Annotated in this window: 15 protein-coding genes and 1 pseudogene; 11 read left to right on the top strand and 5 right to left on the bottom strand. The window is 60.1% G+C overall.

Annotation, left to right across the window (positions count from 1 at the left end):
• Positions 1–377 precede the first annotated feature (377 nt).
• Entirely contained in the window at positions 378–896 is a 519-nt protein-coding gene (locus M8997_RS08055) for a DUF992 domain-containing protein (RefSeq protein WP_250019000.1), read from the top strand.
• Between the two features lie 120 nt (positions 897–1016).
• The gene (locus tag M8997_RS08050) at positions 1017–1613 is read left to right on the top strand and encodes a DUF922 domain-containing protein (protein ID WP_250018999.1); all 597 of its coding nucleotides are present in this window, start codon (positions 1017–1019) and stop codon (positions 1611–1613) included.
• Positions 1614–1638: 25 nt separating this feature from the next.
• Here the strand turns inward: M8997_RS08050 and M8997_RS08045 are convergent.
• Positions 1639–2274, bottom strand: a pseudogene (locus M8997_RS08045) (protein-L-isoaspartate(D-aspartate) O-methyltransferase); the annotation flags it as partial.
• 241 nt (positions 2275–2515) lie between these two features.
• On the opposite strand from M8997_RS08045, the gene M8997_RS08040 reads away from it, so the two are divergent.
• The 8 genes from M8997_RS08040 to M8997_RS08005 all read left to right on the top strand — a co-directional run bounded on the left by M8997_RS08040 (position 2516) and on the right by M8997_RS08005 (position 12846).
• Positions 2516–3499 carry a hypothetical protein gene (locus M8997_RS08040; protein ID WP_371929537.1) on the top strand — a complete coding sequence of 328 codons (984 nt, stop codon included), beginning with the start codon at positions 2516–2518 and terminating at the stop codon, positions 3497–3499.
• 134 nt (positions 3500–3633) lie between these two features.
• On the top strand, positions 3634–4554 hold the full coding sequence (locus M8997_RS08035) for a helix-turn-helix domain-containing GNAT family N-acetyltransferase (RefSeq protein WP_250018998.1): 921 nt from the start codon (positions 3634–3636) through the stop codon (positions 4552–4554).
• Between the two features lie 269 nt (positions 4555–4823).
• A complete protein-coding gene (locus M8997_RS08030; RefSeq protein WP_250018997.1) occupies positions 4824–4913 on the top strand; it encodes a K(+)-transporting ATPase subunit F in 90 nt (29 codons plus the stop codon).
• Positions 4914–4952: 39 nt separating this feature from the next.
• Entirely contained in the window at positions 4953–6656 is a 1704-nt protein-coding gene (kdpA, locus tag M8997_RS08025) for a potassium-transporting ATPase subunit KdpA (protein ID WP_250018996.1), read from the top strand.
• Positions 6657–6756: 100 nt separating this feature from the next.
• Entirely contained in the window at positions 6757–8820 is a 2064-nt protein-coding gene (gene kdpB, locus M8997_RS08020) for a potassium-transporting ATPase subunit KdpB (protein ID WP_250018995.1), read from the top strand.
• Between the two features lie 12 nt (positions 8821–8832).
• Positions 8833–9393, top strand: a complete 561-nt coding sequence (gene kdpC / locus M8997_RS08015; protein WP_250018994.1) for a potassium-transporting ATPase subunit KdpC — start codon at positions 8833–8835, stop codon at positions 9391–9393.
• A gap of 52 nt (positions 9394–9445) precedes the next feature.
• Positions 9446–12154 carry a DUF4118 domain-containing protein gene (locus M8997_RS08010; RefSeq protein ID WP_371929536.1) on the top strand — a complete coding sequence of 903 codons (2709 nt, stop codon included), beginning with the start codon at positions 9446–9448 and terminating at the stop codon, positions 12152–12154.
• The gene (locus tag M8997_RS08005) at positions 12151–12846 is read left to right on the top strand and encodes a response regulator transcription factor (RefSeq protein ID WP_250018992.1); all 696 of its coding nucleotides are present in this window, start codon (positions 12151–12153) and stop codon (positions 12844–12846) included. The genes M8997_RS08010 and M8997_RS08005 overlap by 4 nt, the downstream gene beginning before the upstream one ends.
• A 10-nt stretch (positions 12847–12856) precedes the next feature.
• On the opposite strand, the gene M8997_RS08000 is transcribed toward M8997_RS08005, so the two are convergent.
• The 4 genes from M8997_RS08000 to M8997_RS07985 all read right to left on the bottom strand — a co-directional run bounded on the left by M8997_RS08000 (position 12857) and on the right by M8997_RS07985 (position 18751).
• Complete coding sequence (locus M8997_RS08000) at positions 12857–13867, bottom strand: HlyD family secretion protein (RefSeq protein ID WP_250018991.1); 1011 nt, start codon at positions 13865–13867, stop codon at positions 12857–12859.
• Between the two features lie 12 nt (positions 13868–13879).
• Positions 13880–15151 carry a glycosyltransferase gene (locus M8997_RS07995; protein ID WP_250018990.1) on the bottom strand — a complete coding sequence of 424 codons (1272 nt, stop codon included), beginning with the start codon at positions 15149–15151 and terminating at the stop codon, positions 13880–13882.
• Positions 15148–16215: a hypothetical protein gene (locus tag M8997_RS07990; RefSeq protein WP_371929558.1), complete on the bottom strand. Its 1068-nt coding sequence runs from the start codon at positions 16213–16215 to the stop codon at positions 15148–15150. Before M8997_RS07990 ends, M8997_RS07995 begins: the two co-directional genes overlap by 4 nt.
• Before the next feature lie 637 nt (positions 16216–16852).
• Positions 16853–18751, bottom strand: coding sequence for a calcium-binding protein (locus M8997_RS07985; protein WP_252597194.1), 1899 nt, complete (start codon positions 18749–18751; stop codon positions 16853–16855).
• Between the two features lie 341 nt (positions 18752–19092).
• Between M8997_RS07985 and M8997_RS07980 the strand changes: the two genes are divergently transcribed.
• On the top strand, positions 19093–20844 hold the full coding sequence (locus M8997_RS07980) for a calcium-binding protein (RefSeq protein WP_250019475.1): 1752 nt from the start codon (positions 19093–19095) through the stop codon (positions 20842–20844).
• Positions 20845–20882: the final 38 nt, after the last annotated feature.

Raw genomic sequence — 20882 nt, 5'->3', positions numbered from 1 at the left:
GCGGTCATCGCCTGGCGACGGTATGTCTTCCGACGAAGGTCGCGAGCTGTGCGCAATGGCCACGTTTTGCATCGAGTTGGATTTTCGATCGATTGGCGAAATTTGTAGAGACCCGGTGTGGCGGAACGACAACAGCTCCGCCGCGTTATGGTGATGTCGCATGCCTGCTGGCTTCGAAATGGTGCGACGGGGGTTCGGCGCCCTTAAAATGTCCCAAAGTGGACCGAACGCTGCCCTGTCTGTCCTGCGCAATTCGGACAGCCTCTGCCAATCAGGCTTCGGCACGGTGACGTCGTATGCGACGGAGTCCGGGCTGCCATGGTTGGGGCGGCGAAATGTTAGCGGCGCATAGGTCACGACTGTAGAAGGAGAGAATTATGAAGAAGACTCTTGCGATGGCGCTTGCTGCTGCGTCTCTCGCTGTTATCGGTGGAACGGCTGCGAAGGCTGCCGACGTGCCGGTATATAGGGAGGAGCCTGACGAGCGTAATGGCGTCAGGATCGGCTATCTCGATTGCGCCATCGGTGGTGGTGTGGGCTATGTCCTGGGTTCGGCCAAGGAGGTCGATTGCGTTTTCCGTTCCACCATGGGCGGCGAGCGCGTGGATCATTATAGCGGTGCGATCAGGAAGCTGGGCGTCGACCTTGGCTTCACGACGCGTAGCCGCCTGATCTGGGCAGTCTTCGCCCCGACCGCGGGCTACCACCATGGCTCGCTCAGTGGGCTCTATCGGGGCGCCACTGCCGAGGCAACCGTTGGAGCCGGCGTTGGCACCAATGTCCTGTTCGGCGGAACCTCCGGATCGATCCATCTGCAGGCGATCAGCCTTACCGGCCAGCTTGGTCTCAATCTGGCGGCAACCGGCACATCGATGACGTTGGCTTCCACCAACTGAGTACACTATCCCGGCTACCCCTCCGTCATGGCGGGGTGGCCGTTCCATCATTCCCGCCATTGCCCCTGTGCAGCAAGTCAGGCATGTTCCGGCGACGACCAATGCGGAACGGAATGGCCTGTGGTGAAATATCTAATTGCTGGCTTGGTGGCCCTCATCCTCGCCGCGTCGTCGCAATCGGCAAGCGCCGACTGGCAAGCGGTGGAAAAGATCGATCCCTATCTCATTTCCGGCACGACGCCGCCAGAACTCTACGCTTCGATCGGCGACAAGGGTCCGAAGCTCCTCGGCACGTCGAGCGCCATAGCACATACCAATTTCAAGCTGACCTGGACGCGGAAATATCAGGCGACGGATGCAGGCTGCAGCATCGTGGTTGCCAGGCCAAAGCTGATCATAACCTACACGCTGCCCAAACCTTCGCAGAAGCTCCCGCCCGACACGCAGCGCCGCTGGGATCGCTTCATTACCGGAGTCGAAGCGCATGAGCGCGTGCATGGCGACATGATCAAGGACCTGGTACGAAAGATAGAAGCCGTCAGCCTTGGCATGACGGTGCCGGACGACCCGAAGTGCAGCAAGATCAGGGCGCAGCTGACGCAGCGGCTGGCGCAACTATCCCAGGAACAGCGCCAGCGCAGCCGGGATTTCGATCGCCTGGAAATGAGTAATGGCGGCAATATTCATCAGCTGATCCTCCAGCTTCTCAATCCGTAGAACCAATCCTGCGTTTACCGGCTCATTCTCCCCATCCTTCCACGCCGATCAGCGGCACGAAAGCCACGGCTCCAAGGTCCTCCTCGTCATATTCCGTTTCGTTTATCCGCGTGATTCGCCGCAGCCGCTGCTGGAAATCGCTTGGCCCGACGGGAATGACGAGGCGCCCGCCAAATGCCAGCTGGCGCTCGAGCGATGCCGGAGGCTCCGGCGCACCGGCGGTGACGAGTATGGCGTCGAAGGGTGCCGCCTCGGGCCATCCGAGAGTGCCGTCACCGGTTCGGTAGGAAATATTGCCGTAATGAAGGTCCTCAAGGCGTCGCCGCGCCGTTTCGAGGAGTTGTTCGTGCCGCTCGATGGTGAAGACCTGCCGCACGATCCGGCTCAGAACCGCCGCGGAGTAGCCGGAGCCGGTACCTATCTCCAGCACGCAGTTGCCGCGTTCCAGTTCCGCCGCCTCAAGCATCAGGGCGACGATGTAGGGCTGCGATATGGTCTGCCCACTGCCGATCGGCAGGGGACCGTCCTCATAGGCTTCCTCCTCGAACCCGCTTTCCACGAAAGCCTCGCGCGGCACTTCGCGCAGGGCCGCCAGTATCGCCGGAGCCCCGATGCCGCGCCGTTCGATCTGCTCTCGCACCATCCTCAGGCGCAATTCCATCGCACGTTCCGGGCTGATCGCACCGTTTCTGCCAGGGTTTTTCATGGCGATGACCTCCCAGGAACGGGCAACGCGCCGCCGCCGCCGAGGGTTCCGAGACCGGCTGAAACAGGCGCGCCGGCATGAAATGCCAGGACGCGTCGATGCTGGCGAAGGCAGATTTCCATTGACCCGGAATGACGAATGGAATGTACTGCCAGTTGCATGGTTGAGAATATTCAACCACTTGAGGGAGCGAAGCATGTCGATGATCCGAAATCTTTTATATGCTGGTGTGCTGGCTTCGGCATCCTTTGCCGTTGCGCCGGCCTATGCCTTGACCGCCAAGGAATGCAGCGTGAAGTACCAGGCTGCCAAGGAGGCGGGAACGCTTGGCGACTTGAAATGGAACGATTTCCGCAAGGCTGAATGCGCCTCGGACGATTCGCCTGCAGCCAGCACCAAGGCAACAGCTACAAAGCCGAAAACGACGGCAGCCGCCAATGATGATGATGGCGGCGGCCTCAGCATGAAAGAGTGCAGTGCCAAGTACCAGGCAGCAAAAAGCGCGGGTACGCTGGGCGGCATGAAGTGGAATGATTTCCGCAAGGCGCAATGCGCGGCGGGGACGGCGGCTGCGCCGGTAACGAAGACCAAGACGGCGAAGTCTCAAGCCAATGACAATGACGATGCGGGCGGTGGCCTGACGATGAAGGAGTGCAGTGCCAAGTACCAGGCGGCAAAGAGTGCAGGTACGCTTGGCGGCATGAAGTGGAACGATTTCCGCAAGGCCCAATGCGCCGCGGGTGCGTCGACTACAGCGGCCACGGCCGACAATGACGATGACAATTCGGGCGGCGGCCTGACCATGAAGGAGTGCAGCGCCAAGTACCAGGCGGCAAAGAGTGCCGGTACGCTTGGTGGTCTGAAGTGGAATGATTTCCGCAAGGCACAATGCTCTGCGAGCGCAACGGCTGCCAATGATGACGATGATTCGGCGCCAACCGTGGATAATGCCACCTATACGGATGATCCGCCCGCGCCCACGAGCGGGGCTCCGCGCGGCGTGGCTTTCCCGAGCGCCGTTGCTACCAAATACTCGACCGAAAGCCCGGGCAAGGCCCGGATGCATACCTGCCTCGACCAATATTATGCCAACAAGCAGAGAAATTCGCTTGGCGGCCTGAAATGGATACAAAAGGGCGGAGGATATTACAGCCTCTGCAATTCGCGGCTGAAAAGCTGATCAAAGCAGGAAAAAACGGGCCGGTTTCGGCCCGTTTTTTTGCGCGCTCGCCATATGTCAGGACGAAGTGAATCACCTTGCCTCCGGACAGGCTCACGGTTAGAGTGTTGTCACTGACAACATAGGGTGTGGCCATGGACGCCGTAGCAGAGTTCCGCAGCTTCAATCGTTTCTATACCAATGAGATCGGCCTGCTGGACAAGCACCTGCTGGCCAGCAATTTCTCCCTTGCCGAAGCGCGTGTTCTCTATGAGCTCGCCCAGGGCGGGAAGCAGACGGCCGCGGCGATCGGCCGGACGCTGAAGATGGACAAGGCGCATCTCAGCCGCATCGTCGCGCGGTTTGAAGCCCGCGGCATCGTGAATGTGAGCACTAGTCCCGAACATGGCCGGCAGCGGCTGATTTCGTTGTCGGCCGCAGGGAGGGCCGCATTTTCCGCGTTGGACAAGGGATCGCAGGAACAGATCGCGGCCATGCTCCTGCCGCTCGACGATGTTGCGCAGAACCAGCTGGTCGCATCAATGCGGCAGATCAGGAAGCTGATCGGCCGTGACGACGCGGATCCGGAACGCGTATCCTTCAGGAGCCTTCGGCCGGGCGATTGCGGCTGGATCATTCATCGCCAGACTGTGCTCTACCACACCGAATATGGCTGGGACTGGACCTATGAAGGGCTGGTCGCCGATATTCTCTCCCGCTTCATCGCCAATTACGATCCGGTCCGCGAGGATGGCTGGGTCGCCGAATATGACGGAGACGTCGTCGGATCGGTGTTCCTGATGCAAACCGCAGTCCCTTCGGTCGCAAAACTTCGTCTGCTCTATGTCGAGCCCAGCGCGCGTGGACTTGGCATTGGCCGCCAGCTGGTCGGCAGGTGCATCGAAAGGGCGAGGCAGTTGGGTTATGACCGACTGCAGCTCTGGACCAATGACGTGCTGGTATCGGCGCGCAGGATCTATCAGGCTGCCGGGTTCGAACTGGTCGGCGAGGAGAAGCATTACTCCTTCGGCAAGGACCTTGTCGGGCAGACCTGGGAACTGGCATTGAAGCCTTGATCGGCCGGACTCCGGCTGAAATTCCTATAGGATTTTTATTTCCGAACCGGGTCCATCATCTCGAATTCCTATGCGCATCGGCCGCATTATCCATCCCATCGGCGGCATGGCTTCGCGCCTGCCCGCCGTTTCATCCGTGCCGAAATGAAAGGCACGAGAAAAGGAGATGTCCCGATGGAGATACTCGTGCTCGCGATCGGTATTTTGTTTTTCATGCTCGCCTTGGCCTACGTCAAGATCTGCGAAATTCTCTAGGCGAAGGACGAGCCATGACCCTCGACTATATGCTTGGCGGCGCCGTGACGCTGCTCCTCATCGCCTATCTCACTTACGCCCTTATCCGCCCCGAGCGCTTCTGACGCGCTTGTGCAGGCCGAAGGCACTTCGAAAGCACTTTCATGACTCTCAATGGCTGGATCCAGATTCTCGTATTTTGCGGGATCATTGTCGTCCTTGTTAAACCCCTCGGCTGGTACATGACCCGCGTGTTCCAGGGCGAGAGGACCTTCCTTACCCCGGTTCTGCTGCCGGTGGAGCGCGCCTTCTACCGTATTGCCGGCACCGATGAGCGGGAAGAGCAGCACTGGACCACCTACACAGCGGCCATGCTGTTCTTCAGCCTCGCCGGGCTGCTCCTGCTCTATCTGCTCCAGCGGCTGCAGGGTTCGCTGCCGCTCAATCCAGCGGGAATGAGCGCTGTCGAGCCGACGCTGGCGTTCAACACTGCCGTAAGCTTCGTCTCCAATACGAACTGGCAGAGCTATGGCGGCGAAAGCACCATGTCCTATCTGGTCCAGATGGCTGGGCTGACGGTGCAGAACTTCGTTTCCGCAGCCACCGGCATTGCGATCGCGATAGCACTCATACGTGGCTTTGCGAGAACTTCCGGCAAATGCGTCGGCAATTTCTGGGTCGATCTGACGAGAAGCGTGCTTTATGTACTGCTTCCGCTCTGTATCGTCCTCACGCTCGCCTATGTCTATATCGGCGTGCCGCAGACGCTCGGGAGCTATGTCGAGGCGACGACGCTCGAAGGTGCGAAACAGACCATGGCCATCGGGCCCGTTGCGTCCCAATTGGCCATCAAGATGCTCGGCACCAATGGCGGTGGCTTCTTCAACGTCAATTCCGCGCATCCCTTCGAGAATCCGGACGCCATTTCCAATCTCATCCAGATGGTTTCAATCTTCGCGATCGGCGCCGCGTTGACGAATGTGTTTGGCCGCATGGTCGGAAACCAGCGCCAGGGTTGGGCGATCTTCGCCGCCATGGGAACTTTGTTCGTGGTCGGCGTCGCTGCCACCTACTGGAGCGAGGCCGCCGGCAATCCGCTGGTCCATGCGCTAGGGCTCGAAGGCGGTAACATGGAGGGCAAGGAGACCCGTTTCGGCATCGCGCTGTCGGCACTCTTTGCCGTCATCACGACGGCCGCCTCCTGCGGCGCGGTCAATGCCATGCACGACAGTTTCATGGCCATCGGCGGAATGCTGCCACTGATCAACATGATGCTCGGCGAAGTCATCATCGGCGGCGTGGGAGCAGGTCTCTACGGCATGTTGCTCTTCGTCATCATCGCAGTGTTCATTGCCGGCCTCATGGTGGGCAGGACGCCGGAATATCTCGGCAAGAAGATCGAGGCCAAGGAGGTCAAGATGGCCATGCTGGCCGTGCTCTGCCTGCCGCTCGCCATGCTGGGCTTCACTGCCATCAGCAGCGTGCTGCCGGCTGGCGTCTCCTCCATCGCCAATCCCGGCCCGCATGGGTTTTCCGAGATGCTCTACGCGTTCACCTCGGCAGCGGCGAACAATGGTTCGGCATTTGGCGGTCTCAGCGCCAATACCGCCTGGTACAACATCGCCCTTGGGCTAGCCATGCTGATGGGACGGTTCCTTGTGATCATCCCGGTCATGGCGATCGCCGGCTCTTTGGTGGTCAAGAAAACGGTTCCCGCATCCATGGGCACCTTCCCCACCCATGGTGGCCTGTTCATCGGCCTGCTGATCGGCGTGGTCGTGGTTATCGGCGGCCTGACATTCTTCCCTGCCTTGGCTGTCGGCCCGATCGTCGAACATCTCGCAATCGGCCTCGGCCAGACGTTCTGAGCGTGGCCATGTCCCCGCTGTCACGAACGGTCAATCGAAGCATGCAAGCCGGGGCGCTTGCCGCCCTTGCATGTCTTCCAATCCATCATTGGAGCTTCCCATGAGCCAGTCCGGTTCTACAAGTCTCATCGACTCGTCCATCCTCGTGCCCGCACTCGCCGGAGCATTCAAGAAACTCAACCCCTTCGTACTGGTCAAGAACCCGGTAATGTTCGTGGTTGCCGTCGTGTCGGCGCTGACGACCGTGCTTTTCGTAAAGGACCTGATCGTCGGCAGCGGCCAATCCGGCTTTTCGCTGCAGATCATCATCTGGCTCTGGTTCACCGTCCTCTTCGCCAATTTCGCCGAGGCGGTGGCCGAAGGGCGCGGCAAGGCACAGGCCAATTCGCTGCGCAAGGCAAAAGCCGATACGCAGGCGAAGCTCCTGAAGAGTGCCGAGGCCGCGGAGTTCACACTGGTGCCCGGCGCCTTGCTGAAGGTGGGCGATATCGTTCTCGTCGAAGCCGGCGACATCATCCCCTCGGACGGCGAGGTGATCGAGGGGATTGCTTCGGTCAACGAGTCGGCGATCACTGGAGAATCCGCGCCCGTCATTCGCGAGTCCGGTGGCGATCGCTCCGCGGTGACAGGTGGGACGCAGGTCCTTTCCGACTGGTTGCGGGTGCGGATCACCGCCGCCGCGGGCGAGACGTTCATCGACCGCATGATCGCGCTCGTCGAGGGAGCGTCGCGGCAGAAGACACCCAACGAGATCGCGTTGAACATCCTCCTTGCCGGCATGACGCTCATCTTCGTGCTCGCCACGGCGACGATACCTGCCTTCGCTGCCTATGCCGGTGGCTCTGTGCCCGTGGTGGTTCTGGTCGCATTGTTCGTCACGCTCATACCGACGACGATCGGTGCGCTTCTCTCCGCCATCGGCATAGCTGGCATGGACCGCCTCATCCAGTTCAACGTGCTTGCCATGTCCGGGCGGGCCGTCGAGGCGGCAGGAGACGTGGATACGCTGCTGCTCGACAAGACCGGAACCATAACGTTCGGCAATCGCCAGGCAACCGAATTGCTGCCCATAAAGGGCGTGACCGAGCGCGAACTGGCGGATGCCGCGCAATTGGCATCGCTCGCCGACGAAACGCCCGAGGGACGCTCCATCGTCGTCCTTGCCAAGGAGAAATACGGAATCCGCGCTCGCGACATGTCGAGCCTGAATGCGGTATTCGTGCCCTTCACCGCCCAAAGCCGGATGAGCGGCGTGGATGTGGAAGGTTCCTGCATCCGCAAGGGCGCCGTCGATGCGGTGCTCGAACATGCGAGCAGTTCCACGGCGTCGTCCCGTCCCGGCGGCGAAGCGGTCAGGGAACTGCAGTCCATCGCCGACAGGATCGCCAAGGGTGGCGGCACGCCGCTCGCCGTGGTGCGGGACGGAAAGCTCCTCGGCATCGTCGGCCTCAAGGACATCGTCAAGGGCGGCATTCGCGAAAGATTTGCCGAACTGCGCCAGATGGGCATCCGCACGGTCATGATCACCGGCGACAATCCGCTGACCGCGGCCGCCATCGCCGCCGAGGCAGGCGTCGACGACTTTCTTGCCCAGGCCACGCCGGAGAACAAGCTGTCGCTCATCCGGGAAGAACAGGCGAAGGGAAAGCTTGTCGCCATGTGCGGCGACGGTACCAATGATGCTCCCGCCCTGGCGCAGGCAGATGTCGGCGTCGCGATGAACACCGGCACCGTCGCGGCACGGGAAGCGGGCAACATGGTCGATCTCGACAGCGACCCCACCAAGCTCATCGAGATCGTCGGCATAGGCAAGCAGCTGCTCATGACGCGAGGTGCGCTGACGACCTTCTCGATCGCCAATGACATCGCCAAATATTTCGCGATCATTCCTGCGATATTCCTGGCTTTCTACCCGCAACTCGGCGCCCTGAACGTGATGGGCCTCGCGACGCCGCAAAGCGCCATTCTGTCGGCGATCATCTTCAATGCGCTCATCATCATCGCACTCATTCCGCTCTCGCTCAAAGGCGTGCGGTACCGGGCCGTGGGAGCAGGGGCCCTGCTGCGCCGCAATCTTCTGATCTACGGCATCGGCGGCGTCATCGTTCCCTTCCTCGGCATCAAGGCCATCGACATGGTCATCACCGGCATCGGCCTCGCATAAGGATACATCGCAATGTTAAAACAGATCAAACCGGCGATCGTCATGACGATCCTGCTTACAGTGCTCACCGGCCTTGCCTATCCACTCGGAATGACTGGCCTCGCGCAGGCGCTCTTTCCGCATCAGGCAAATGGCAGCCTCATCGTCGATCAGGGCGTCGTGACCGGCTCGCATCTCATCGGCCAGAATTTCACCAGCGACAAATATTTCCACGGCCGTCCCTCGGCCGCCGGAACCGGCTATGACGCGGCGGCCTCCAGCGGCTCCAATCTCGGACCGTCCAATGCCAAGCTGATCGACAGGATCTCCGCCGAAGCGGATGCGCTGAAGGCCGCCAACGGGCAGAGCAATATTCCCATCGATCTGGTGACGACATCGGCGAGCGGCCTCGATCCGCACGTCAGCCCGGAAAGCGCCTATTTCCAGATCGCCCGGGTGGCCAGAGCCCGCGGCCTGGAAGAAGCCGCGCTTCGCCGGCTGGTGGAGGGGAAAATCGAGCAACGGGAGCTCGGCTTTCTGGGCGAGCCCGTCGTCAATGTCCTGGAGTTGAACCGCATGCTGGATGGTCACTGAGCCATCGGCTGGTATATGGTCGGTGCAGTGTGCGGCCATTTGAAAGTTTTCGATGCCAGAACAAAGCCATCAGATGGATCGTAGGCCGAAGCCCGACGCCTTGCTGCAAAATGCAGGCAGCGAGGGGCGGGGACGGCTGAAAATATTCCTCGGCGCGGCGCCCGGTGTCGGCAAGACCTACGAGATGCTGACGGAAGGCAAGTCCGCTCTGGCCGAGGGGCGCGATGTCGTCATTGGAGTTGTGGAAACCCATGGCAGGAAGGAGACCGCGCAGCTTCTGAGCGGCTTCGAGATCGTGGGACGCGCTCCGATCCTCTACAAGGGGCATCGTTTCGAGGAAATGGACCTCGACGGCATCATCGCGAGGCGACCGTCACTGGTGCTTGTCGATGAACTCGCCCATACCAATGCGCCCGGCAGCCGCCACCCGAAGCGATACCTCGACGTCGAGGAACTCTTGGCGCGCGGTATCGACGTCTATTCCACGGTCAACATACAGCACGTCGAGAGCCTCGGCGATGTGGTGGAACAGATCACGGGCGTTCGGGTGAGGGAAACGGTGCCGGACACGATCATCGATCGCGCCGACGAAGTGGAAGTAGTCGATCTGACGCCGGCGGACCTGATCAAGAGATTGCATGAGGGCAAGGTCTATGTCCCGTCCAATGCCAAGCGCGCCATAGATAATTACTTCTCGCCCGGCAATCTTACCGCCCTGCGCGAACTGGCATTGCGGCGCACGGCACAGCGCGTCGACGAGCAATTGCTCACCCATATGCAGGCCAATGCCATATCCGGGCCATGGGCAGCCGGCGACAGGGTCCTCATCTGCGTGGACGAGCACGCTTCCAGCGCATCGCTGGTCCGGTACGGCCGGCGCTTTGCCGACCGGTTGCGCGCTCCCTGGGTCGCCGTCCATGTGGACATGGAAGGCTTCCGCGCGCCGTCGGAAGGGTCGGTGGATGCCATAGCATCCTGCCTGCGCCTTGCGGAGCAATTGGGCGGCGAGGCGGTGACATTGCTCGGCAAGAATGCAGCCGAGGAAATTGCCCGTTATGCGCGCGACAACAATGTCACCCACATCGTCGCGGGCAAGTCGGAAAAGCCGCGCTGGCGCGAATTCCTCATGGGTTCCGTCTCGCATGACCTGGTGCGCGTCGCCGGCGATATCAGCGTCCACCTGATCTCGGCCAATGATGCCGACCATGCGGCAAGGCCTGGGACGGCGGCCGCAGCGCCGCTCAATGCCAGCATGAAGCTCTCCTCCTACGCCCTGGCGGCAGGCACCGCCCTCGGCGCGCTGCTGTTCGGCCTGTTGCTCTCACGCATACTGGACGTGCGCAACATCGCGCTCGTCTTCCTGATGGCCGTCTTCACCACGGCAGTGCTTGCCGGCCTGTGGCCGGCCTTGTTTGCGTCGGTACTTGGCGCCTTGCTGTTCAACTTCTTCTTTCTCCAGCCGCTCTATACACTCGACATCGGCGATCCGGAGAGCGTGATCGCCCTTGGTTTCTTCTTCGGTGTCGCCGTGATCGCCAGCAATCTCGCGGCGCGGGTCCAACGCCAGGCAGCGGCGGCAAGGCAACGCGCGAGGACGACGGAAGACCTCTACCAGTTCAGCCGGAAACTGGCCGGAACGGGCGTTCTGGACGATGTTCTATGGGCGACGGCCTTCCAGATCGCCTCGATGCTGAAATTGCGCGTGGTGCTGCTTCTGCCCGAAGACGGCACCATCGCGGTGCGCGCGGGCTATCCTCCCGATGATACTTTGGACGATGCCGACATCGCCGCTGCGCGCTGGGCCTGGGAACATGACAGGCCGGCAGGCAGGGGCGCCGATACGCTGCCGGGCGCAAAAAGGCTTTATATCCCGCTGCGCACCGGGCGCGGGGCGGTGGGTGTCATCGGCCTCGACAGTGACCGTAACGGACCATTGCTGACGCCGGACCAGCAGCGGCTGCTCGACGCCCTGGCCGATCAGGCGGCCGTGGCCATCGAGCGCACGGAACTCGCGGCCGAGGCGGACCGGGCCAAGCTCGCCGCGGAATCGGACCGTTTGAGGTCTGCGCTGCTCACTTCGATTTCGCATGACCTGAAGACTCCGCTGGCCGCAGTGCTTGGCGCGGCGGGTACGCTCAAGGATTTCGATGGGGATCTCTCGCGTGAGGCGAAGGCGGAACTGATCACCACGGTGATAGACGAATCCGAGAGATTGAATCGGTTCATCGCCAATCTCCTCGACATGACGAGGATCGAATCCGGAGCGATGCGGCCAAATCTGGCACTGCACTATCCGGGCGACGTGATCGGCTCGACCTTGAACCGCGCCAGAAAGATCACGTCCCGGCATGAACTGGAGGTTGTCCTGCCGCAGGATCTTCCGATGGTGAACATCGATCCGGTCCTGCTCGAACAGGTCCTGTTCAATCTCCTCGACAATGCCGCGAAATATTCCCCTGCGGGCACGACGATCCGCATTCAGGCGTCCGAGGACAGGGAGCATGTGACGCTGCAGATCCTCGATGAAGGCAAGGGCATACCGCAGGCCGATCTTGAGCGCGTTTTCGACATGTTCTATCGCGTCGACAAGGGTGACCGCGTCACCGCCGGCACGGGCCTTGGCCTTGCGATCGCCCGCGGCTTCATAGAGGCGATGAACGGGACGATCGCCGCGACCAGACGGCCGGGTGGCCGCGGCACGGTCTTTACGATCAAGCTGCCGGTTTCGCCGGATTGGAACGAAGTGGAACATGTTTCATGACGAATAGCGCTGTGAAGATACTGGTCGTCGATGACGAACCTCCGATAAGACGACTGCTGACCGTCGGGCTTTCGGCGCAGGAATATGTCGTGGTGCAGGCCGCGAATGGTGCAGAGGCCAAGGAGGCGGTCCGCTCCGCCAAGCCCGACCTCATTCTTCTCGATCTCGGCCTGCCCGATATTTCCGGGCAGGAACTGCTCGCCTCGTGGCGTGAGGAGGAACTCGGCGTTCCGATCATCATTCTTTCGAGCCGGACCGACGAAAAAGGCATCGTCGCAGCCCTGGAGATGGGCGCCGATGATTACGTGACCAAGCCTTTCGGCATGAACGAACTGGCAGCGCGGATACGGGTTGCGCTGCGGCACCGGCTCCAGCAGCAGGGCGAAAAGCCGATCTTCGAGGCCGGTGGCCTCGCGGTGGATCTCGTCAAGCGGATCGTCAGGGTCGATGGCAAGGAAGTCAAGCTTTCCCCCAAGGAATATGACATCCTGCGGGTATTGGTCCAGCACGCCGGCAAGGCGCTCACCCACCGGTTCCTGCTGGCGCAGGTCTGGGGCGGCTCGACCGATGTGCAATATCTGCGCGTCTATGTCCGGCAGTTGCGGCAGAAGATCGAGAAATATCCGGACCAGCCGCAATATATCCTCACCGAGACGGGTGTCGGCTACCGGTTGCGGGAGGCCGATTCCTGACGCCGGCCCGCTATCGCACCCAGCACCAGCCGAAGACGCAACCCCTGATGACGACTTTCTGGGTTACGGCAAAGGGATGGTCTTCCGGCAACGCGATCCGGATCAGCCGGGATCGGTCGCGCGGCCGCAGCAGGTTCTGAAACTCCGCTGGAAGGGCATCGGCGATCGGCAGCACTCTTTCCACGGTTCCGGTCGAACGGTCGCTACCGCCATGCACCTCGATTCTTGTGCCTTTGGTAAGCGGAAACAGATACTCGTCAGGCAGATAGGCGAACAAATAGGCCTTTCCTCCATTGATCTGCAGCATTTCATCGCCGAGACGCACGACCTGGCCCGGCACAGGGATCTTGGAACCTACGACGCCCGTCACCGCGGCGACTATCCTGCCATCGCCATAGATCGCCTTCATCTTGCGAACCGCGTCGGACGCTATCTGCTGCGAGGTTTCGACGACCAGAAGCTCCTTTGCGGTGACTTGCGACTCGGCTTGAAGCTGGGCGTATCGTTCTGCAGCCCGGTAATTGGCGGTCAAAGCTTCATCCCTGCGGTTTGCGAGCACAAGTCCCCGCGTCGATACCCGATCGAGACGCAGGATCGCATCATTGCTTTCACGTGCCGAGCGCTCCGCCAGCGGCAACAAGGCCTGGTTCATCGCCAGCTTTCCCTGCAGTTCGCCGGCCCGAACCGCAAGCTCGCTCGTACGTACCGAAAGTTCGGCGATCTCCTTCACCATGTCGAACGAGGTAAGTTCGAGCAGCGGCGTCCCCTCCGGCACGGTATCGCCCTCGCTCACCAGCACCCTGTCGACGGTGGCAGGATAGCCGGCGGATACGATGTACCGCTCCGCCAGTACAATTCCATCGGCGGACAGGATGAACATGCCGCCGACAAGATAGTTTGCGAGCGAAAGCACCAGCACGCCCAGAATGAGAAGATAGATCGACCTGCTCAGCCGGCCCGATCCCTTTCGTTGCTGCCGATCCAGATTGTCGATGCGCAGGCGCTTGCGGATATACTTCATCGTTTCACCCCCTTACCATGCACGCACTTGGCGCACCTTTTCCGGCGTATAATTGTCGCGATGCGAGCCGAGGAAAAACCACTCGTCGATATAGGCCAGCAAGCGAACCGATCGCATGCCGTAGGACATGAAGATCGAATAACCCGGGAGGAACAGCAGATTGCGCCAGAAACTGGCGCGGCCCGTGGTCCAGCAAGCCAAGGCGAGCATGAACGCGTCCAGAACCAGCAGCGCGATCTGCATCGCAATCAGTATCGGAATGGCAAGCGTGCCAAAATTGATTACGAGCCAGGCCATGTAGATGGGGAAAATCACCGCGCTGGCGACGCTGAAGGCGAGAAAATCGCACTGGTGAAAGGCTTCAGCCGCGCTGAACCTGCGGTCGAACGGATTGAGCAGCCGCCGGTGTTTCCTGAAGCGTATCCAGACCGCATCGCGCTCCCAGCGCAGCCGCTGCCTGATATAGGCGTAGAAGGTCGCCGGCACGTCCGTATAACACACGGCACCCGGAACATACCCGATGCGCCAGCCGGCCCTGCGCAACCGCAGCGTCACATCGAGGTCCTCGCCGCCACCGACATCCAGCCCGCCAACCTCGTCGAGCGCCGTCCTGCGAAAGGCGCTGAAGGCGCCGGATGCGCATGTTATCTGGCCTATCGCCGCGCTGAAACGCTTTCCGACCGAGATGGATTCCAGATACTCGATTTCCTGAAACTGAGTGACGAGACTGACCTCCGCATTGCGTGGCGCGATGTCGCCGCAGGCTGCTCCGATGCGCCCGTCGGCGAAGGGTTCGAGCAGACGTTCGATGGCGAAACGATCGAACGAACAGTCGCAGTCGATATTGATGATGATGTCACCGCGGGCAACCTCGCAGGCGAGGTTGGTCCCGCTCGCTTTGCCGCCGCGGATTCCCGTAGAGAGAATGCAGGTTCCGAGGCCATTCTTGACCATTTCCCTGGCGATCCTGTTCATTCCGTCCGTCGAGCCGTCGCTGACGATGACGATCTCGAAGTCGAGAAACGACTGCTCCATCAGGGAGTTTACGCATGCCCCGATCGAGTCGGCTTCGTTATGGCCGATAAGCACGACGCTGACGCTGGGTGATTTGCAACGGGCAGGGGTGCCAGTGCCGTTATCGAGACGTCGCAGGCTCACCGCGGCAATCACAAACGGCACGACATATCTCGGGATGTCGAATATCAGCGTATACCAAAAGACGGTGGCCAGGCTCGATCCGGTTTGGGCAAGTAGAAACGACAGGCCGAATTCAAGGTCGTTCACGGCAGCGCGTCTTCTCGTGTGCCCCACAGGACGAGCAATGTGGGGTTCAACTTGTCCGACAGAACGGATTCGGCATGGTCGAGGGCCTCGCGCAAATAGGCAGTGAAGCCGGCGACGTCGCGCCCCGGAAACAGCACATATTCCCGCTCCGGCGAGGAATAGACGGATGCCACGTCGCCAAGGACGCCCTGGAGATTGTCCGCAAGCAGCTTGCGCATCGAAATGAGATTGATCTCGCCGCGAGCCTTCAGCACCTGTTCGCGGCTGCCATATTGCACCTCCACCAGCATGAAATCCGCGGCAGGTCCGCTCAGGGAAGCAAGCTCGGTGATCCGCCTCTGCAGTTCCTCCGGAAGATAACGCATCTGTGCAATCGGAAACCGATTTGCGTCCTCGCTATCATTGGCAAGCAGAATGTTGGCCTGATGCGACAGGGAATAGGAGAAGACGTCCGATATGCTGACCGCGTCTCCGCCGACATGCATCCCGCAATCCTGGCAGAGAAAACCGATGGAAGGCTCGGAAGTGGTGTTACTGCACCGGCCGCATAGCTGAACATGGCCCGGCTTGTCGTAATCCTTGCCGTAATGGCGCAGTTGCTGGCTGCATTTGGGGCATATGAGCGCCGTTCCGCGACGGAAGCCCGCCTCGGGACTGAGCTGGGCGCAGCTATAGTGATGGATCAGATCCGCTTCCGATAGTTGCGGCGATTGGCAGGTCGGACATTCCTCCCTTACCGTCAGGCGATGGGACTGGCATCCATCGCACTTGTAGTATCGGTCGAAGAAGTTGCGCTCGAGCCAACCCTTGTTGGCAAGCGCTTCGGCCACCATCGTCGCAGAGGCTGTATTCGAGAAGCCTCTGTAGACGTAATAATAGGGCGAGTTCGGCTGCCTGATCGGCACAAAATCTTCCCCGGAGACGAAAAGATAGGCCAGCATCCGCACTGCTGGTGTGGTAGGCGACTGAAACCTGCTCGATAGCCGGGCTCGCTGGTCCCGGTATCTGCTGAGGCAACTGGCGGTTTGGACCCATGATTTGGGACTGGCCAGGTTGAAGTCCACGTCAGCAGCCAGGCACGGCTTGCCGGAAACATTCACCACCGGCACAAGAAACAAGCCCCGTGCGCTTCGAAACTTCTCAAGGCTGGACGACTGCCGCTCACTGGTCAGCAGAATCGCATCGATGTCACCATTGTCGACGACCGAGAACACATCCCGGAGGTAGCGCGAATGAGGGATGACCGTATCGGGATAGGCTGCTACCCGAGGCGTACGCAGATTGAATTGCTGCCATATCGACTGGCATCGGTCCACGACCGGATGAGGTTCTGTGAGCGGCCGGCTGTCCTGCGGCGCAGTATTTTCCAGCAGGGATATGTTGCTGTTCGACACGACACACCTTTTTATGCTTTGGCGAGCCAAAGGAAAGTATAATATGATGTATAAGCGAAATTATTCTTACTCAACTACCTTGAATAAATAAGCGCCCGCTCAAAGTCTGTGTCAAGCGGCATGTGGCAGAGTCAATATATTTGTGCATCGACTGTAGTAATTAGTCATTACGCTATTGATGATGCTTGGGTATCGTTAAATCGCGCGATTGAAATGCCAGATGAGCAAACGGCCGAGGGCGCGGGGGAGAAGCCTGGAAAGCTACTCCCCCGCTGCTTCGTTCAGGGCCAGCTGTGTCCAACTCTTGTCAGGCAAAGAGGAAATCTTCGGCCGTCAACCCGGTCTCGTGGACCTGGATAGAGTCGTCGTCGCTCAAGGCAATCTGGGTGTAGTCATCGGTGACGGTGATCCTGCCTTCCGCCTCGAGCTGTGCGAAGCCCGAGAATCCGTAATCGGCGATGTCGAGGACGTCGCCGCTTCCCGCCTGAAAGCCGACGACGCTGTCATTGCCGCTGCCGGAAGCGAAGACGAATTGGTCGATGCCGCCCGTGAGGTCATCGCCGCCATTGCCGGTGATCCTGTCATCGCCGGCTCCGCCTGTCAGAATGTCGGCGCCGTTCGAACCGACGAGGGTATCGTCGCCGGCTCCCCCAATAAGAGTATCGGCCTCGTCCGAGCCGGTGAGATTGAAGCCGATGCTGGCATTGGTCGAGGCGCCGGCATCGAATGTGGCGCTGCCGTGGCTGGAGTAGACGATGGTCCGAAGGCCGGATTCCGCCAGGTCGCCGGAGACAGTGATGTGGTCGCCCTGCCCCGTGCCGTCAATGCTGATGCTCTCGATATTGCTGACGCGGGCGCCGTCGATATCGATCGAGGAACCGTTCCCCGTAATCGTGGTATTGAGGGCATATATGCTCCCAAATTCCAATTCATCGGTGCCGCCACCGCCGTCGAGCACATCCCTGCCGTCGATTGGCATCAGGACAATCCGGTCGTCTCCACCGCCGCCGAGGAAGGTGCCGTGACTATCAAAACTTGCAAATTCGATATTGACGCCGACGGCGTTGCTGGCATCCACGTCGAAGCTGGCTGGCGGAGGAGCATTGCCGCCCTCCCTGTCGATCGAGATCGTATTGACGCTTCCGAGCGAAAAGTCACCGGCGATCGTCACCCCGGCATCCTCGTGGAAAGCAAGGTCAATGAGCTCGACCGACTGCAGGGTGGCTCCGTTGACAATGGTAGCCTGTCCAGCGGCAGTGATATCGAAGGGTGGAAATTGAAACGTTTCGTAATACGTGTCAGTCAGATAGCCGCCGATGACGTGATCGCCCGGGCCGACATCGTCCAGGCTGAACCGGTTGATGGCCCATTGGCCGCCGATCAACGTGTCATCGCCGCCATTGCCTCCCCTCAAATGATTATGGTGAGGCTCGCCATCATTGCCGTTCAGCGTGTCGTCGCCGCCAAGGATGATATCATCGCCGTTCCCGCCGGAGAGGTCGTCAGAGCCGTCGCCGCCATCGATCGTGAAGTCGCCATAGCTGCCGTAGTTACTGGCGCCGACGTTATCATCACCGGCGCCAGTGTATATGTGGCCGTTTGCCCATCCGCGAGTGGCTTCGCCGTCGCCGGTATAATCCCGGTGGGCGCTTACGATATCGACGTAGTCGTCGCCCGCCCCGGTGTCGATGCGTATCTCGTTGCTCCAATCACCCGTATTGCTGTCGATGCCGAGCCTGATATGGTCATCGCCGCCGCCGGTCGTCACCTCGGCCCGCTTCACACCGTCGATATCGATGTCGCGGTCGGCATCGCCAGTCAGGTGCACCCACGCATCGACGAAGTTGGAGACCCTGAGCGCCGAGCCCGAGAACTCCGAAATCTCGATGTTCTTGATGGTATTCCAGGCCCGGTTCAGCGCGATATCGACGCTGTCGTCGTCCTGCCAGTCGATGCTGATCGCCGAAGCGCCCGTGTCGGGATCTTCGCCGACCTGGGTTTCAGGAAACTCGACAAGGCCGATCTCGGTGTCGCCCGCGTCGGAATCGAAACTGCCTTCGGCCGATCGAACCGGGTTCGGATTGACCGCCGTCGTATAGGTATAGCTTGTGGCGAAATCCCTCCAATAGGCACTATGTGAAGTCTCGTCGGGTATCCACCCCGGCCTCTCGGACGTTGACGACAGGTTGAGTTCTATCCTGGCCATGAAATCCTCCTCCCGGATCTGATCAAGTCAAAATCATTCCTCCGCCGCATGCCGCCAGATATCGCTGCCGTCATATCCAGCAGAAATTGGCGGCGTTTTCAAAATAAATGCGGATATCTATCCGTAGTGAACTACAAAAATCAGGATCGGCCAATCAATATCTTTATACATATATTGTCGGCAAAGTATCCATAATATGCTTTGAAATTTTATCTTGGTTGAGCTGCTGGACCTATGTCGAAATTATGAATGTGTACAATCGAGATTTCAGTGCTAACTTGATTAATCTGTAGACGCCGGTTCCATTTCACGAGCTCAATGTTCACTGAGGAGAATGAACAATGGTCGCTTTACCGAAAAATTCCCCGTCGACCGATTCCTACCTGATGGATGCCAATCCGACCGACGACCGTTGGTGGGAAGCTCAATTTGGCCTGTCATCGACCTTTGCAAGGACCAGTACTGCCGCGCCGGCTGCAATCATCGACGGCACCGAGGGAGACGACTCTCTTGTTGGCACCGCTGGCGAAGACACGATCAATGGCTTCGGCGGTGACGATTTCCTGGATGGCGGCAGCGGCGACGATGCGCTTTATGGCGGAGACGGCGACGATTGGCTTACAGGCGGACGCAATCAGGAGGGCGAGGGTGACCTGCTCGATGGTGGCGCAGGCAATGATACGATCCTTGCCGGCTATGGCACGCTCATCGGTGGTGCCGGCGACGATATCCTGATCAGCGGGCAGACGTCACTGACCGGCGGCTATATTCCGGGCAATGAGCGGGGCGCCTCTATTTCCGGTGATGAAGGCAATGATCTGATCATCGGAACTGCCGTCGATGACGAACTCGAGGGCGGGGAGGGCGATGACATTCTGCTTGCCGGCGCGGGGTATGACAATCTCGAGGGTGGCGCAGGCGCAGACGTGCTCGACGGCGGCGAAAGCGACAATGATCGCGCCATCTACAGCAACTCAACGGCGGGCGTGCGGGTCGACCTGGCGACAGGGACCGGCCACGGCGGCGAGGCGGAGGGCGATTCCCTTCGCAATATCGAACGGGTGCGCGGCAGTAGCTTCGACGACACACTCATCGGCAACGACAAGGGCGTCGTTCTCGATGGTGAGGATGGCAACGACTTCATCCGCGGTGGGGCCGGTCACGACGGATTATATGGCGGATACGGGGACGATTTCATAGAAGGCGGAGCCGATGACGACCATATCGATCCCGGTGTCGGCAGCGACACGATCGACGGCGGTAGTGGCAGCGACACGATCCGGATTCTCGGCTTCTATTCGATTCCCGGCGAAGAGGCGATCCAGCATGGCGGCGTAACCGTGGATCTTGCCGCCGGCACCGTCATGCGCGGCAATTTCCTGGAAGATACGATCAGCAATGTGGAAAACGTTGATGCCACCACGTCCGTCGCTGATACACTGATCGGCAATGCGAGCGACAATACATTCTGGGGCGGCGAAGGGGCCGACTATATCGACGGCGGCGCTGGCGTGGATACAGTCCAATATTCCGGTGACTCGTATAATGAGCGTGGAGTGGTGGTGAATCTCAATAGCGGCCTCACCATGGGCGCAGACGCCGAGGGAGATATACTTGTCGGCATCGAGAATATCCTCGGTAGCCCCTTTGACTATGACAGCCTGGTGGGCACGGATGGGGCCAACTATCTCTCGGGCAATACGGGGCGTGACGAACTGACCGGACTCGGTGGGAACGACAGGTTGGAGGATTCCAATGGCGGTGACTATCTCAATGGCGGCGACGGGGCCGATACTTTCGTGTTTGCCTCCAATTGGAACAAGGTGAGCACGATTGAAGACTTTCATTCCGCCGAGGGCGACAAGATCGACCTCAGCGGCTTTTATGGTCACTACACCAATGACGAGCCTCTCGACCTGACTTTCGTCGGATATGGCGGTCTCAGCGGCAATGCCGGTGAAGTTGCCCTCGTGATAGAAAAGACCATGACCACTGTCATGATCGACGAGGACGGCGATGGCGCATCCGATTTCAATATCTGGCTCAGTTCCATCCTCGAACCGACGATCACCGAGGGTGATTTCATCTTCTGACGCCTGTCACCTCCGAGGGAGCGAGCGGTGCCGCGTCA

It is taken from the genome of Phyllobacterium sp. 21LDTY02-6 (assembly GCF_023554255.2).
Lineage (GTDB): Bacteria > Pseudomonadota > Alphaproteobacteria > Rhizobiales > Rhizobiaceae > Phyllobacterium.
This window is presented reverse-complemented; position numbering and strand designations above follow the sequence as displayed.